Annotated in this window: 13 protein-coding genes; 10 read left to right on the forward strand and 3 right to left on the reverse strand. The window is 33.0% G+C overall.

The window, feature by feature from the left end; translation table 11 throughout:
- Positions 1-75 precede the first annotated feature (75 nt).
- Positions 76-816, reverse strand: a complete 741-nt coding sequence (locus HNP38_RS00370) for a DUF6577 family protein (RefSeq protein ID WP_184182733.1) — start codon at positions 814-816, stop codon at positions 76-78.
- A gap of 606 nt (positions 817-1,422) precedes the next feature.
- Here HNP38_RS00370 and HNP38_RS00375 point away from each other — a divergent pair.
- Genes HNP38_RS00375 through HNP38_RS00405 form a run of 7 tightly spaced genes read left to right on the forward strand, consistent with a single transcriptional unit; the run spans position 1,423 to position 11,563 of the window.
- Positions 1,423-2,595 (forward strand): hypothetical protein, encoded by a 1,173-nt coding sequence (locus tag HNP38_RS00375; protein ID WP_184182737.1) that lies wholly within the window; start codon positions 1,423-1,425, stop codon positions 2,593-2,595.
- Positions 2,595-4,256 carry an ATP-binding protein gene (locus tag HNP38_RS00380; protein WP_184182740.1) on the forward strand — a complete coding sequence of 554 codons (1,662 nt, stop codon included), beginning with the start codon at positions 2,595-2,597 and terminating at the stop codon, positions 4,254-4,256. The genes HNP38_RS00375 and HNP38_RS00380 overlap by 1 nt, the downstream gene beginning before the upstream one ends.
- A complete protein-coding gene (locus HNP38_RS00385; RefSeq protein WP_184182743.1) occupies positions 4,249-5,796 on the forward strand; it encodes an ATP-binding protein in 1,548 nt (515 codons plus the stop codon). Before HNP38_RS00380 ends, HNP38_RS00385 begins: the two co-directional genes overlap by 8 nt.
- The gene (locus HNP38_RS00390) at positions 5,793-7,178 is read left to right on the forward strand and encodes an AAA family ATPase (protein ID WP_184182746.1); all 1,386 of its coding nucleotides are present in this window, start codon (positions 5,793-5,795) and stop codon (positions 7,176-7,178) included. Before HNP38_RS00385 ends, HNP38_RS00390 begins: the two co-directional genes overlap by 4 nt.
- Positions 7,175-7,996 (forward strand): hypothetical protein, encoded by an 822-nt coding sequence (locus HNP38_RS00395; RefSeq protein ID WP_184182749.1) that lies wholly within the window; start codon positions 7,175-7,177, stop codon positions 7,994-7,996. Before HNP38_RS00390 ends, HNP38_RS00395 begins: the two co-directional genes overlap by 4 nt.
- The gene (locus HNP38_RS00400; RefSeq protein ID WP_184182752.1) at positions 7,996-9,549 is read left to right on the forward strand and encodes an ATP-binding protein; all 1,554 of its coding nucleotides are present in this window, start codon (positions 7,996-7,998) and stop codon (positions 9,547-9,549) included. The genes HNP38_RS00395 and HNP38_RS00400 overlap by 1 nt, the downstream gene beginning before the upstream one ends.
- Positions 9,524-11,563, forward strand: a complete 2,040-nt coding sequence (locus tag HNP38_RS00405) for a hypothetical protein (protein ID WP_184182755.1) — start codon at positions 9,524-9,526, stop codon at positions 11,561-11,563. Before HNP38_RS00400 ends, HNP38_RS00405 begins: the two co-directional genes overlap by 26 nt.
- A gap of 682 nt (positions 11,564-12,245) precedes the next feature.
- Here HNP38_RS00405 and HNP38_RS00410 read toward each other — a convergent pair.
- Together HNP38_RS00410 and HNP38_RS00415 are read right to left on the reverse strand one after the other, a co-directional pair.
- On the reverse strand, positions 12,246-12,839 hold the full coding sequence (locus HNP38_RS00410) for a DDE-type integrase/transposase/recombinase (protein WP_184182758.1): 594 nt from the start codon (positions 12,837-12,839) through the stop codon (positions 12,246-12,248).
- Complete coding sequence (locus tag HNP38_RS00415) at positions 12,836-13,525, reverse strand: hypothetical protein (protein ID WP_184182761.1); 690 nt, start codon at positions 13,523-13,525, stop codon at positions 12,836-12,838. Before HNP38_RS00415 ends, HNP38_RS00410 begins: the two co-directional genes overlap by 4 nt.
- Positions 13,526-14,174: 649 nt before the next feature.
- On the opposite strand from HNP38_RS00415, the gene HNP38_RS00420 reads away from it, so the two are divergent.
- The 3 genes from HNP38_RS00420 to HNP38_RS00430 are packed head-to-tail and all read left to right on the forward strand — an operon-like array spanning position 14,175 to position 17,278.
- A complete protein-coding gene (locus tag HNP38_RS00420; protein WP_184182764.1) occupies positions 14,175-14,846 on the forward strand; it encodes a DUF4255 domain-containing protein in 672 nt (223 codons plus the stop codon).
- An 11-nt stretch (positions 14,847-14,857) separates the two neighbouring features.
- Positions 14,858-16,810: a phage tail sheath C-terminal domain-containing protein gene (locus HNP38_RS00425; RefSeq protein ID WP_184182767.1), complete on the forward strand. Its 1,953-nt coding sequence runs from the start codon at positions 14,858-14,860 to the stop codon at positions 16,808-16,810.
- A gap of 30 nt (positions 16,811-16,840) precedes the next feature.
- The gene (locus HNP38_RS00430) at positions 16,841-17,278 is read left to right on the forward strand and encodes a phage tail protein (protein ID WP_184182770.1); all 438 of its coding nucleotides are present in this window, start codon (positions 16,841-16,843) and stop codon (positions 17,276-17,278) included.
- The last annotated feature ends 1 nt before the right edge of the window (position 17,279 follow it).

Consider the following 17,279-nt stretch of genomic DNA (forward strand, 5'->3'; position numbering starts at 1 on the left):
TAGTTATCGGATCAAATTATGACTATTATATGTTGTAATAATTTGAATTGTTTAATCTTTTCTATTTTAGAAGTATTATTTATTCAACTTCTTTAAAAGTCGAATAAAAATTTCCTTTTTCTTTCTTCTGTCTGCATAACGCAAAAGTTTACTTTCATTGATAGAAAAATCTTTGTGCAATTTTTTCAATAGCTGTTGAAAAGTAGGTTTTTCATGAGGATATATCAAATTCCAATCACAATATAAATCAACAATTATCTTTTCCAGATGAGCATAGAAGATTCCCTCTGACTCTGTTAAAGGAGATCCACTAATCATTTTCCTTACGACAATGCTATTTTTGTAAAACATTTTTGAAACCTTGTCTAGTAATCTATAATATACTGAACAATATCTTTGTTCCCAAAGATGAAAATAAAAATTGATCGGCTCATTTCCAATTCCCTCAACAAAAATAATTTGCACATCCAGTTTAGTAAGATATGTTTTCAGCCATTCGGTTGACCAAACGCAGTATTTTGAATCAGGAAATTTACTGATTAAATGATGATGGGCTTTCTTTATTTGAGAAGTAGGATAGGGGATAAACTTTCTATAATTTCCTATTGTGTATTTTCCCCTTCCAATTCTTTGTATGACTCCCAATTCTAAAAGTCTGGTAACTCTCCACTGAACAGTTGATTTTTTTATGGCTGGAGTTTGCAATTGATAAAATTTCAAAATATCGCTTAAACTAAATTCAGGGTATTTTATGAAATTATCTTTAAAATCACTGATATTCAAGTTTTTAATTGTCTCATTTAAGGAATATGGCATACAGCAAATATACGATTTTAGCAAAACTGTCAATAATTGGTATAAAAACAATTTTATACAATATATATTATTGATAATCAAACAATTGAAAATTTAAACAATTTCATTTTTTAAGAAAATATTTTATGTATTAAGTTGATTATCAGCTGTTTGAAAATAATGGGTTTCGATATCCAGTCGGGTCGCCCGAGTGAAAAGTCGCCAAATTGGCGACTTTTTTTGTTTGTAACTGTTTGATAGACAAAGTTATACCCGATTACAAACGGGTTCGAGAAGTCCATAATAAAATTATGGGATTTTTGGGGCAATTCTCGAACCGCTCCTTTGTATTTGATGTAAACTTCAAATAATCAAATAGTTAGTGATTACTTGAATAGGGTTTGAAAATCATCTGCTTTTTCTGTGTCCACTACTTTTTCAATTTGGTGTTTTTTGTAATTTCGTTTTAGGCAGTTTATTTTTAATCTGAGATGATTTTCACATAATTCATTAAATTCCTACAAATTAAAAAACGCTTGATAATTATACATATAAAAATATTTGAATAAAATTTAATTTGTCTAACAATTTTTGTAAGTTTAGGGGTTTTTTAATCTGACTGTTTTAGTGGATAAAGTTTTAGATATAGTTTCAAATGAAACAACCTGCAAATGTTATAGATCATTCCGATATTGTGCGGATGATGAAATTCGTGTGCCAACACTTGATTTTGATACTAAACTAAAGGAAATTTCAGTAGTTATAAAGGAGTATGGTGAAACAGATACACACTTAAATACATCAAAAAGCTTGAAAACACTTGCTGACAGAATCATTGACGATGAACCTTTATTTCAGTTTTTTCTTGATGGTTCAAGACGTACATATAAAGTTGATGACATTGAAATAAATCGAAATGTTTATCCAATTATTGCTGGACAAATTGGTGTTGCTTGTTGCCAAAGAATAAACGCAAGTCAATTCAAGAGTGTTAAAGATGGATTTGAACATAATTTAGTTCTATCATTACCAAAAGCAGCAAATCCAAATGCTGGTGATGCTTCATTGTTTTTCAATGCCCTTAAATCAAAAATTAATAAGAATAGAAGAATCGAAAGAGCAGGTATCAGTTTTTCTAAAGTCTTATCTTATGATTCTAAAAAGCAAGAGGACGGAACAAAATATGAGAATTTAGGTATTGCAACTATTCAAGATGAAATGATTGAAACTGAAAAGAAAATAGTAGCACATTTAAGTACAAAAAACTTAATCAATCCTGATAGATATTTGATTAAAGATGGTTCATTGCAATACAAGCCGATGAAAACTGGCGATTTCAAAGAACTAACAAAAATAAAAAATCATTATAAATGTGCGATTGGTGTTTCTAAAATGTTCAATCCCGAATTGTGCCAAGACAGAAGCGGCAAAAGCAACGCCGATAAAATTGCAAAATTACCATTGTATCACAGAACACCTGCTTTCAAATATAAAAGTGAAATTGTAGGAAATATATTTTTTGCAATTTGGTATGTACGAATAAGAGAAGCCGACCGCACAGAAAGTCCCTTCGCTGGAGTTTTGAAGATTGAAAAAATTCTGATTACAGATGACGAAAACGAAAACGGATTGAATAGTGAAGAAGTGGATTTAATAACAGCCAACATAATTAACGAAAGAAATCCTGTTTGTTATGGTAAAGATTCACGTTGGGCAAATCATCTGTATCCTGTTTATTTGACAGAAAGCTTTATTAAAAGCAAATATTTGAGCGACATTAACTTTTTGAATTTATTTTGATGAAAAAAATAGGAAAAATAATAGCCACAGAAAAAGTACCTACAACGATTGATGAATTTTTCTTTTGGACAGACAAACATCTTGTATTGAAACCTTTTGATGTGGTAAAAGTTGAACACATCAAAAACTCTGTAACATTTGGTGTTGTAGAAGAAATTTCACATTTAACAGACGGTGCAAGTTTCTTGGCAGGTTATATTTCCAGCGACTTTGGAGAAGTAGAAGCAAAAAGCAATTCACAAAGAATTGGAATGAATTATGTGAAAGCAAAAGTTGTTGCAAATTCAAAAAATATCTATACGCCAGTTTTGGACGGTTGCACCGTTTCTCTTGCCGATGAAAAAGATGTAAAAAAAGCATTAGGATTGGATAATGTAAAAAATCCTCTAGCTTGTGGTGTAATTGAAATGTATGAAGATGAAGATAAAATAACCGTGCCTGTTCATTTCAACTCACACTTTTTAATTGGTCCAGAAGGAGCTCACTTAAATATTTCAGGAATTTCAGGTTTGGCATCAAAAACATCGTATGCAATGTTTCTGATGAAAGCAATTCAAGAGCAGTATATCAAAAATAAAACAAACGAAAGTGTAGCTTTTGTTTTACTGAATGTAAAAGGAAGAGATTTGTTGGCTATTGACGAAGCTAATGATGAATTACTTGATGAGGACATAAAAGTTTACAAAGATTTAGGTATTGAGGTTTCACCTTTCAAAAATGTAAAGTATTATTACCCGTACTCAAAAGATGTAAGAACTACAACTTATGCAGATGTAAAAGACGTAGAAAGTCAGAAGAAGCTTAAAAAGGCTTTTCAGTATAAATATCTTTTTGAAGACGATAAAGAGAGTTTAGATTTACTTTTCTCAAACATTGATGACCCAACACAATCAATGGAATCGATCGTTAATTACATCATTTCTGGTGAAGGTGTTTTTAATGGTGTAAGAAATTGGGAAGAACTCAAGGACGAAATCAAAAAGCATCAAGAAAAAGGTGATAACGGAAAAGACAAGACAATTTCTGTATTGAGCTGGCGTAAGTTTTACCGTCTTTTCAGAAAGACATTAGAAAGAAACAAAGATTTGTTTGCCAATACAATAAAAGAAGAAAATTCAGAAGTTCGCTTACAGGAATCTATAAAAGGAATTAAAAAAAACGACATACACGTTATCGACATCGCCAAACTAGATGAAGAATCGCAAGGCTTTGTATTTGGAGATGTAATGAGAGCTATTTATGATTTGAAATTAGGACAAATTACAGGCAGAGAAGAATCTGAGATACCGTCAAAAATTGTCATATTTATTGATGAGCTAAATAAATACGGAAGTAAAGATGTTCCTAAAAATTCGCCAATACTTCGTCAGTTGTTAGATATAACCGAGCGTGGTCGCTCTTTAGGGATTATCTTATTTGCAGCTGAACAATTTAAGAGTGATATACACGACCGGGTAAAAGGAAATTGTGCAACACACGCCTATGGAAGAACAAACGCCATTGAAATTTCAAAACCTGATTATCAGTTTGTACCGCCTGTTTATAAATCTATGCTTACAAGATTGAAACAAGGCGAATACATTTTGCAAAATCCTGTATTCCGCTCATTGTTGAATATCAAATTTCCAAGACCACTTTATAAACAGTTCAAGAATGGATAATAATTTCAAAACTATTATTGGTAAAGATGTTATCGAATCGCTTACAATCGGAATGTATGACGATTCACGATTTATTTACCGTGAATATATACAAAATGCAGCAGACCAAATAGATAAAGCAAGACAGCAAGGTTTGATAGAAGAAGGCGAAATTCATATTGTAATTGACGCTGAAAAAAAACTTATTTCCATTGAAGATGATGCAACAGGAATTGAGGAAAACAAGGTTGTTGAAATACTAAAAAACATTGCACAATCAACTAAAAAACGAGGAATTAATAAAGGATTTAGAGGAATTGGGCGATTAGGCGGTTTGGGATATTGCGAAAAATTGGTTTTTGAAACATCATTTAAAGGTGAGGCTGTAAAATCAATAATGACATGGGACGCAAAGAAGCTAAAGGCAATTATCAATGACCGTGAACAAAAGGAAGAAGCATCAGACGTAATTGATGCTGTTACAACACTTGAAACAAAAAAAGAAGATGCCAATAAGCATTATTTTAAAGTTTCATTGATTGGTGTTAGTAATAAAGATCTTTTGGATGTAAAAGAGATAAGAACTTATCTCTCAATGGTTGCACCAGTTGCTTTCAATAAATCATTTGTGTACGCTAAGAAAATATATGATGAACTAAAAAAAGAAGAGATTACTGTTGATGAATACAAAACATTTATCAATACCGAACAGCTTTTTAAGGGTTACAATTCATATATCTACGAAGGCGATGTCAACAACAAAAAAAAAATCGGAGAAGTAATTGATGTGTTGTTTTTCAAAGATTATGATCCTGAAAGCAATAAATTATTTTGGGGGTGGTACGGGATTACGGAAAAAAATCAATCGCTAAATCAAGTCAATTTTGCAAGAGGTCTCCGTTTAAGAAAGGCAAATATCCAAATTGGAAATGAAAGTACATTAACCAAACTACACAGAGACAAACGCTTTCAGTTTTATTTTTTTGGTGAAGTTTATGGATTGCACCAAGATTTAATTCCAAACGCAAGGCGTGATTATTTTTCTGAAACAGAAACTTTTTACGACTTTGAGAACAAACTAAAATCCTTTTTTCATACGACCATACATAAACTTTGCTATACTGCTTCAGATGTAAACAGTGCCGTAAGAACTATCAATAGTTACAATGAAGTTGCTGAAGAGTTTGAAAAGAAAAAAGAAGAAGGTTTTGTTGATAAGGAAGAACAACAATCTTTTTTGGAAAATTTAAAAAAGAAAAAAGAGGAAGCAGAAAAGGCAGAAAGAAAACTAGAAAGCATAAAAACAAAATCGGCAGAAACCGACACGCTAACGCCAATAACCAAAATTATTGAACGTGCTACCTTAAACCATACATTGACAGTAAAGAATAATGTAGAAACAGAAGTGGCAGAAGAACCTGTTTTTAGAACAGATAAACTTATAAGGCTTAACAAGCAAGAACGTAAGTTTTTGGGAAATATTTTTACAACAATCAGGAATGTATTGCCTAAAGAAACGGCAGAATTGCTAATTTTGAAGATTGAAGAAGATTATAAATGAAAATATCAATAAATAATTTTAAGTCAATAGGCTCATTAGTTAACTATGAGATGCAACCGCTAACTATTTTGTCAGGAACAAATAGTTCGGGGAAGTCTTCTTTCATTCAGTTATTGTTATTGTTAAAGCAAACTTTGGAAGATGATTCTGCCCAACGGCCTTTGGATTTAGGTGGAGATCTATTTAAGGTTCGTAATTATTTGGATATATTAAAAGATAAAAAAAAAGATAATAAACTCAAAGTTGAATTTACTTTTAATAAATCAGAACTCAGTAAATATAAAGACTTTCCAGAGTTAAGAATCTATGAAGCACTAGATTATAACTTACATATAGAAATTAAATTTGATTTTGACGAAAAACTGATTATAGTGAGTTCCTTTAGCGTCAAAATAGAAACTGAAATTAAACCAGACTATATAAAATTTGAAAACAACGGAACTTTATTTAATGTGGAAACTAATGTAGCGGTTTTTAGTGAAAAATTATATGGCAAAAATTACTCAATTACGAAAATAAACTATTCTTCATTCATCCCAACCAATTATGAAATTGCATTTAGTGATGGGATAATAGCTAACGAAGTTCCCAAGTTAGATGGCATAAAAGCTATTTTAAAAGATTTTTTTACGAATCTGAATTATGTTGGTCCGCTTCGTAATGAACCAAAAGATATTTATCCAGCAAATGGAAAAAGCAACTCTGTTGGGAAACAAGGGGAAAATGTTGCAGATATATTTTGTGAATTAGCTGAAAGACCAACAATCTTTTTTAAAATCGAAGAATCAGAAAGTAATGTAAACTTTGTAAAAATAGAAGATACATTCATAAATGCCGTAAAATATTGGCTTTGTGAGAGATTTAATTTATGTGCAAATATTTATTCTCGAAAAGAAGCTGATTCATATATTATTTATGTGGAGAGCTTATCGGGAATTACGTCTACCATAAAACACGTTGGTTTTGGAATTAGTCAAGTTTTACCAATTATAGTAGAAGGCTTACGTATTGCCAATAATGAAACATTTATTTTGGAACAACCTGAAATACACTTACACCCCAAAGTTCAAAGTGGTCTGACTGATTTTTTAATTTCATTAATAGAGCAAGGCAAAAAAGTTATCATAGAAACACATAGTGACCATTTAATTACACGATTGAGGAGAAGAATTGCAGAAGACCAAACTAATCAATTAGATGGTAAAATACAATTGACGTTTGTAGAAGTAGGAAAATATGATATTTTATTCAGAAATATCACGATTGATGATTTTGGCGTAATTGAATTACCATATCCTGAAGGATTTATCGAGAAAACCGATGCAGAATTAAAAGCTATTTTGAGGGCTCAAATGAATAAACGCTTAAATCAACAAAGATGAGTTTAATTGCTGCCATAGATATATCTACTTTTATTTGGTGTGAAGAAGATTTTAATAAGAACAAAAATCACTATATAGTTCTAAAGACTTTGGCACCTAATATCTACTCCCAAATAAAAGAGTTGAAATTGCCAATATTATTGAGAAATGAACTTTATCAATCAATAATGAATGAATTTCCTTACAATATGGTAATGGAAATAGGATACGATTTTCAGAAATTAACATTAGAGTTTTTAACTGATACTTTTTCTAATTGGGTATTATATACGAATGATAATGATAAGTCAATAACCTCTACCCCAGAAATTTCAAAGCCCCATTTTAGTGATAATATTCAAGTAGAATTACATAGTCAAGTATGTCACCTATTTCATAATAGTCAAAATCCTGAGCCTAAATACATTGCTTATGATTATTTTTTTGAAAGTGAAAATAATCTTGTTCTGAGCAAACAAGACTACAATGTAAATGTTGAAACACTTAGGTATAGCACCGAAAAAGAAATAGAAAATTTCTTCAATAAGTTTAAAATAAAATTTGAGCATAACCCTAAACACAGACGTGAGGCATATTACGATTATGATCGTAATGAAGATGTATCACCATTTAGTTGTTACCATAATCAAGGCGAGAACAAAGCTCAAGAATTATTGGATAATGCAATTTTATACAATGGGGTTTACTATAATTTTGATTTGGATAACAACGTCTTTGTTCGTTTTATCAAAACAAGTAATCTAATATATCACGGACATGATTTATTAGATGAAGGAAATCATATTCCAAACGTGGTAAAAAAGAAATTGAGTAAGTAATGGAAAAAGAGATCAAACCGACAATAGGTAAAACAGTTTTGGAAACTCTAACATCTGGAATGTATGATGATGCAAGGTTTGTTTTCCGTGAATATATTCAAAATGCTGCCGACCAGATTGACGAAGCTGTAGAATTAAGCATTTTAGGAGATAAAAGTGATGGCGAAATAAAAATTTTTATAGACACAGAAAATAAAAAAATAACTATTACAGATAATGCAACAGGTGTACGCCAAAAAGATGTTGTTCGTCTTTTAGGTGATGTTGCAAATTCTCAAAAGGACACAGCAAAAAGAAAAGGATTTAGAGGAATTGGACGTTTAGGAGGTCTAGGTTATTGTGATAAATTAATTTTTGAAACAAGTTATCGAGACGAAAGTGTTAAAAGCAAAATGATACTTGATGCTAAATTGTTAAAAAAGATAATTGAAAACCGTAAAGACAATAGTGATGCTATGGCTGCTATGAGCGTAATTACGGTGGAAGACCCTCCAAAAGAAGAAGATTTAGACAAACATTATTTCCGTGTAATACTTGAAAATGTTCATAATGATAATTTGCTTGATGTAGACTTTGTAACAGAATATCTATCAATGGTTGCACCAGTGCCTTTTTCTTCATCATTCACATTTACCGACGAAATAAAGACATATCTCAAAAGCAGAAATTTAGTACTAGATGAATACAATATTGAAATAAATAACAATACGCTTTTCAAAAGATATAAAAATACTTTTACTGACGATAAAGGTAAAAATGTGTCCAATTTAATTGGTGTTGATTTTGTAGATATCAGAAATGACAATCAAGAATTGTTAGCTACCTGTTGGTACGGTTATCGGGAACACTCGAATATTGTCCTTGATGAATTAAATTTAGAGAGAGGATTAAGGATAAGAACAAAAAATATTGCAATTGGAAACGAGTTCACTTGTAATAGATTTTTTGACCAAGAGAGAACAAATCTTCGATTTATAGGAGAAATTCATACTTTAAATGATGGTTTTATTCCCAACGCCAGACGTGATTATTTTACGGAAAATATAACCTATGAACAGTTTGAGAAAAACCTAAGAGAAATTCTAAAAGCAGAAAACCTTGAAAACAGATTGGCTCAAACGGCTTCTAAATTACATAATAGACTAAAAGAAATTGAAAAGTATCAAGAAAAATATGGAGAATTTATGGAAAAAAAAGGTTTTTTTGAAAATGCAGCAACTGAAAGTTTCCATTTAAACAGATTAAAGGAGTTAGAAGAAAAAGCAAGAAAAGCAAAAATTGAAATTGAAAAAATTAATGCTAAAGCTACCGTTTCTGAAAATGTGAAAAAATTATTTAATAGTATCGTTGGAGATAAAGATTTGTCAATAAATTACTTGACGGGTCAAGATCTGCAAATTAGTAAATACACTCCACCAACTTTTGAAAAATTAAGAGAAGAACAAAAATTAGTTGTTTTAGAAATTTTTGAAATTCTTGAAGAAGAACTTGATTTCGATATATCCGAGTTAATAAAAAAAAGAATCGTTGAGAAATACAACAGTGATGAATAATAAAAAACGGAAAATACTTCTAATAGAGCCAAACTATAAAAACAAATATCCACCTATTGGATTAATGAAAATTGCATCTTACCATCGTCTGTTAGGTGATGATGTAAAATTTTATAAAGGTGATTTAAAAGATCTTGTAGTTGATGAATTGTTTGAAGAATGTTTGGTGAAACTAGCTAAAATAGACTCTTCAATCAATTGGATACAAAAAGCATTCTTCATCAAACAGTTTATTAAATCAGGGAAAAAGCACTTTATTGAACTTTTAGAGCTTAAAGAAACTAGGTATGCTTCACTTGCTATTGAAGTTATTGACGAATTTTCAAAAACATTTCGCAAAAAAAATTATGAGCCTTTTTGGGATAGAATTTATGTTACTACTCTTTTTACTTTCTATTGGAAAATAACAGTAGATACAATCAATTTTGTAAAACCATTAGTAAACGATTCTTCACAAATTTTTGTTGGAGGTGTTTTAGCATCTCTGCTTCATAAAGAATTAGAAGAGGCTACGGGAATAAAACCACACCAAGGATTACTTGACCGTCCCGGGATGTTAGATCCAAACATTAAAGAAGCAAAGAAAATTATCATTGATAATCTTCCCCTTGACTATTCAATTCTTGACGAAATTGATTATCAATACCCAACTGAAAGTGCTTATTTTACCTTTATGACAAAAGGTTGCACAAGAAAATGTGCGTTTTGTTCGGTTCCTATATTAGAACCAACTTACAAACCAAAAATTGAAACTAAAGGAAAATTTGACGAAATAAAGGAACTGTATGGAGAACAGCAAAATTTATTGCTGATGGACAACAATGTATTGGCTTCACCAAACTTTGCAGAAATTATTCAGGAAATTAAAGATATGGGCTTTGTGAAAGGAACAACTTGGGAAGAACCAAATCAGCTTGAAATTGCAATTAGAAATCTACAAAACCATCCAAATACAAGAGCATATACTAAGCGAAGCTTCAGATTATTTCACGAACTTATAAAACGTTTGAAAGGAGAAAATCAACAGTTCGCATATAATGTACTGGATGACTGTCAGTTGTTGAATTTTGAAACAACGACAAAAGAAAATCTAATTAAGGCGTATAATGAGTTAAAAGATTTAAATGAAAAATATAGAATAAAATCAAAAAAACTTCGCTATGTAGATTTCAATCAAGGGACTGATGCAAGATATGTTACCGATGAGTTTATGAAGCTAATGAGCGAAATTCCAATCCGACCTTTGCGAATTGCTTTTGATTATATTGGAATTAGAAAACAATATGAAAATGCAGTTAAATTAGCTGCAAAGTATGGTATTCGCGAACTATCAAACTACATTCTATATAACTTTAATGACAAACCAGAAGATTTGTACAACCGATTGGAAATAAATATCAATTTATGTCATGAACATAATATTGATATTTTTTCATTTCCTATGAAATATATTCCATTATTTGGCGAAGATGCTAAGCATAGAGAATACACAGGAAAGCATTGGAATAAAAAGTTTATCCGCGCAGTGCAATCTGTCTTAAATGTTACAAAAGGTATTGTTGCACCAGCAAGCAAAAAAGAACAAACTTCGTTTTTTCATAAAGCATTTGGTAATAATATTGAAGAATATTTTGAAATTCTATATATGCCAGAAACTTATATTGTTTACAGAAGTGTTTTCGAAAAAACATTAGGTTATACCGATATTTGGAAACAAGAATATCAATCTATTAAGAAAAGTAAGGATTGGCAAGAAGCAAAAGGAATAATTGAATCAAATGATTTTTCAAATATTGAAGAAAGGACAATTAATCCTGTAATTAGAGAGTTTTTAAGGCATTATCAAATTCAAAGAAGCACTTTGAAAAATGAAGACAAAGAGTATATGACATTAAAAAAACAGTATGATAAACTCATAAAATCAGACCGTTTTATTGATTTGACGTTAACTTATGACTTTGAAGATGAGCAACCTACTATTAAAAGCAAAAAAAAAATAATACAATTAAAGTAATGTCTCAATATTAAAATATATGGAGGGAGATAAAATATGGATTTATGGTTTTGAAAACGTCAATAGTGACACTATTTAATATGAAGATAATCATCTTTTCTTTTGATTTCAATTCCTGCCCGAAGTGGCAGGAACTATTTACGACACCAGAACTTCCTCCTTCACTTCCTGCACCTCGGCTCCCTCTCACGAACAGGAATTGAGATAAAAAACCTCTGTAAAGAAGTAAATCCTTTATTAAAGGGTATTGAAAATGTAAGTTGTTCACCATCAGTCTGTACGAATTTACGTACAGACTGATGGTAATAATAAAAGCAGGTTCAGGATTGTATAAAAATTAGAAATTTTATATTTTTGTTCGATCAAAAAAGAAAATCGATCTTTGACTTTGTGTTTAGGCTCCCTCTCATGAAACAGGTGTTGAGATAAAAAACATCTGAAAATGAAGAAAGTCTTTATTGAAGGGTGTTGAAAATGTAAGTTACTTACCATCAGTGTGTACGAATATTGGTACACACTGATGGTAATACAAAAAGAAGTTTGCAGATTGTAAAAAAACAGAAATTTTGTATTTTTGTTCCCTTCAAAAAGAAAAATGTTCTTTGACTTTGATGATTAAATATGGAAATATAGAAAATAGAAATAGAACCCATTGCAGAAACAGTATTTTCTCATGAAAGTCCTATGCTGCTTTACAACAAGAGTTGCGATTATTTTGTAATCGTTGTTTGTTGATTCGTTCTAATGTTGGTTTTATGTTGATGAGTTCAGGATTTAAATGAATCTCATCAGGAGTGTAAGTCCAGTGCTGATAATGAGGTCTTATAGAATTGTAATCTTTCACAAAGAACCCAATGATTTTGTGAAAATCCCGTGAATGAATTTCACCGTGGCAACGGAGAAATTTCTTGAGAATTTGAAAATGCCCTTCAATCATAGAATTAGAGAACAGTACATCTTTGAGGGCAACTTTCTTGTGAATATTCACCTGGCAATGTCGGATAAAGTTTCGGATTCTGAAGTTATTGTTTTCTGAGCCACCATCTACAATGAGATCCAAATCAGCAGGAGAGAGGATTTTGCTGAATTGTAAAAGTATTGCATCTTTCAGACTGATAAGTCTTGTTTTGGCAGTTTTATCACGAGATATAGTATAAGCAATCACTTTTCTTGAAAAGTTATCCAAGACCGTATGAATGTAGAATTTGACATTATCAGAAGTCACAAACTCTGTAACGTCAGCATGCCAGATTTCATTGGGACTGGAAGCTTTCACCGAACCTCGTTTCTTTGGTTTTTTACCGGATTTTCTTTTTTTAGAGATATCCAATCGAAGACAATACCTATACCAAGAAGTTCTGGACATTGAGATATGTCCTTTTTTAATAGCATATCCCCAAACGGAAGCGGTGCTCCAGGCAGAAAACCTTTTTCTGGACTGAGGCTTTTTAAAACATTGATTTCTTTTTGAGAAATCTGATTAGGAAAACGCTTCTTGCAATATCCAATGATAGACAAAGAACATCTAAATAATCGGTTGCTTTTCCAAATGTTGAACTGATGCGGAGTAATTTGCAAGAACTTACAAACTAAATTCCGATCAAACTCTACAGGGAGATTAGAAACAAGATCAATAACAGCTTCCCTATTCTGAAGGATAATTTTCTCGAAATTCTTTTTCCCGATGAATTCAATAATAGTTATATACAAACGGCAGAAAGCATAAATAGCTACTCTAATTTTACGAAGCCGTTTATCAAGAATGAGTTTGACTTGTTCCAAGTCAGTTTCCACTTGGGAAGCAAATTCATTTCCAACAAATTTCTGGGGATTAAGTTCTTTCCAGTTTTGGGAAGTAGATCTGGGAATAGAAGAAGTGAAAGAGTGGGGTAGAACCTGCTGTTGAATTCCTAAAGCATAAGAAGTCTTAATAGTTGAATGGTACCTGTTGTATTTTTTCATCAAGTACAAAACTACTAAAAAAAGAAATCCATTTTAAAAGTCAAAACATCAAGACAAGTCAAAGAAAACTAAAAAATACCAGTGCCCAATATTGGGCAGTCTCTAACAACAATCCAAATGGTTCGAGTCCCGTAAGGTTCTATGAATTAGCTTAATGTGTTGATTTACAATACCAAGCGGTTCGAGATTAAGTCAGTGGGGGTCGCCGAGATAGAAACCTTTAAGGTCAATTATAAAAGATCAGAAACGGAATCTGAGATACACACAATACTGACAGCGAAAAAAAATGCTCTACAATAAAGATTTTGTGCCAAGGCAGCCTGAATTCATAGCCCCGAAATATGACCTGCAATATTTTGTACCAAAGATACAAACTCAGACAAAGCCGCTTTTTAGCGGCTTTTTGTTCATTGATAAGGATGGTTTGATATAGGGTTAGGAAATTACTGCTTCGGGCTGCATCCTTTCGTCAAAATCCATTCCTGTAAAGCATCCCGAGCCGTTCATTTCTAATATTTAAGCTTAAAAATATCAACCATTTTAATAGTTTCAAAGAAAAATATGGGGTTTTTCCCATCCCAAAAAGGGGTTTTTTCCTGTGCTTTAAATAATATTTAATAAGCACCTTTGATAGCAGAAACTAATTACCATGAAAGTTACAGAGTTCCTTTCGAAGCTTGTTATTGCAGTGAATGCTGAGATAACAGGAACGCCTGTTGTTGAACTGGCAAACATCGCTACGCTTAATGATGGGGATGAATTCCTGTCATCCAAATCATCCATCATCTTATCCATCGTCAATATAGAAGAAGATAAGATACTCAAAAATCAGACCCTGTACAAAAACTATGTTAAACCAAGTGATACCATAGAAAAATATAAAAACCCTACTCAAAACTTAATTCTGTCTCTCTTATTTGCCTCTTATAATATAGATCAGTCCAAATATGCAGAAGGAATAGATAAGCTGGAGGTGGTGATCCGGTACTTTCAAAACAGACGTGTTTTTTACTGGCAGGCCCCCAATTTATTGGAAGATGAGCCGGGTAGCGGTTCTTATGACAAACTTATATTTGAAATGGTAAGCTTAAAGACAGACCAGCTCAATCAGATGTGGTCTTACCTGGGAGCCAAATATATGCCTTCCGTCCTGTATCAGGTACAGATGATCCCTATCCAGGCAGAAGAAACCTCTCCGAATGAGATCATTAAAAAAGCTAAGATACAACTTTGGGAAAACAATCCTAACGATCCCACCGGGCATCTTGAATCAGGTACCTTCACAAAAGACGCCAATGACCAAATTATAACAACTAATTAAAATTAATTATCATGAATATTAGTGCAATCAAAACTCCGGGAGTTTACGTCAACGAAATTGATGCATTTCCTCCTTCCATCGCCCAAGTAGCCACTGCAATTCCTGCATTTGTAGGATATACACAGAAAGCAGTTTCCCAGAATGTTCCTACCAGAATTTCTTCATTGCTGGAATATGAACAGATTTTTGGCGGAGCTCCGTCTCCTGAAAGTATTACTGTAGACCTTGACAGTAATCTATTACCTACTGATGACAGTGCTGTTACGGAAAGTGACTTCAAGCTCTACAACAGCATGCGGTTATTTTATGCCAATGGTGGTGGAGAATGTTATATTGTTTCTATTGGGCTTTACACAGATAATCCGGCATTTGATGCTGCAACAAAAACTAAATTTACCGATGGGGTCACCACATTGGAAAAATATGACGAACCTACTCTCATCTTATTTCCGGATGCCGTTAATTTATCTGCAGCCGATTTAGGAGCAGTGCAGGTTCATTCATTAATGCAGTGTAATAAGCTTATGGATAGGTTTACCATTATGGATGTAAAACAAACGGCCAACCTGGATGATGACAGTGCCGACTTCAGAGATGAGGTAGGAAACCAGAACCTTAAATACGGAGCTGCCTATTATCCATATCTGCAGGCTAATTTCCCGTATCAGTTCAGATTTAATGATATCAACGGAACAGCACCGGGAAAAGTCGATTTCAATTCTATTTATGCAACCGATCTAAAGGTAGCACCATTATTAGCCGGATTTGATGTAACCTATAAAAAAGTATATCAGAATGTAGCTCCTAATGATGCGGGCAATGGGTACAGTGTGAAATGGGGTGAAAAAAACAAAGACAAAGTGGTCATAGCCAATGATTTCAGCAATACGGCAAATTATGTAAATAAATTGCAGGGATTCCTTGAAGTTCTTGGGCAAACCACTTCTTTGGCTAATCCTTTCAAAACATATGTTCAGGGTCTTATTTCCGTATCCCTTAAGCAGTATGCACAAAAACTCGTAGATTTTAAAGCAGTTTATGACGGCTTACAGACTGCTGACGGAGCAGATGCAGGCACTGACCCGGATGATCTGGCAGATATTGTTCTTACAACAGATCCCAATACTGCTTTTGAAGATCTTGTATGGAGAAATGGTGCTTTTGCTGCTTCAAATCCAAACCCTTATACCGGAGCATTGATTACCGGAGGCTTTGCAGACAAAGCGAAAATTCAGGCTGCTTTAGATAAGCTGCATGCCCAGATCATAGCCGCAATGAATTCTGCGATCAGTGCATTGGAAAACTATGTGTCTACAGAAGAAAATAACCTGACTTCCAATATCCCGATCTACGCTTCTATTATTTCAAAACTTTCCCAATCCATGAATACCGTGCCTCCTTCAGGAGCTATTGCCGGAATTTATGCCCAGACCGATGCCACCAGAGGCGTATGGAAAGCCCCGGCGAATGTAAGCGTGAACGGAATAATCGGATTAATGGATGACATCAATGACAAAGATCAGGAAGATATGAACATCCATGAAACAGGAAAATCCATCAATGCCATTCGGAAATTTACAGGCAGAGGAAACCTTGTCTGGGGTGCCAGAACATTGGCAGGAAACAACAACGACTGGAAATATGTGAACGTAAGACGACTGGCCAATATGATCGAAGAGTCTGTGAAAAAAGCCTGTATGCAGTTTGTATTTGAGCCTAATGTTGCACAGACATGGGTGAACGTAAAAGGAATGATTGAAAACTACCTGACCACACTTTGGAATGACGGTGCTCTCGCAGGAGCCAAACCGGAACATGCTTTCTTTGTAGCGGTGGGACTTAACCAGACCATGTCTGCACAGGATATCCTGGAAGGTAGAATGATCGTGAAAATAGGATATGCCCCTTCAAGGCCTGCAGAATTCATCATACTTGAATTCAAACAAATGCAACAGAAATCTTAATTATTTTTTTTAACTCTAAAACTATACATCATGCCTAATACAGATTTTCCGCTACCAAAGTTTCATTTCAGTGTAGAATGGGGCGGTAGTAAAATAGCCTTTACGGAAGTATCCGGATTAAATAAAGAGATGGATGTCATCGAACATCGTGTAGGGTCAAGCCCCGAATTCTTTAAAAAGAAAATGCCGGGAATGCTCAAACTCAGCAATATTACCCTGAAAAGAGGAGTATTTGCCGGAGATAATGAATTCTATGACTGGTACAATACCGTAGCGCTCAATACCGTAGAACGAAGGAATATCACGATCTCATTACTGGATGAAAATCACGAACCTAAAGTGGTGTGGAAAGTAAAAGACTGCTTTATTGTTTCTTTAAAATGTACAGATTTGAAATCTGACGCCAACGAAGCAGCCATTGACAGTGTGGAAATTGCCAATCACGGGTTTACAGTAGAACACGTATAAA

The sequence above is a fragment of the Chryseobacterium defluvii genome, from assembly GCF_014204415.1.
GTDB classification, from domain to species: domain Bacteria; phylum Bacteroidota; class Bacteroidia; order Flavobacteriales; family Weeksellaceae; genus Chryseobacterium; species Chryseobacterium defluvii_A.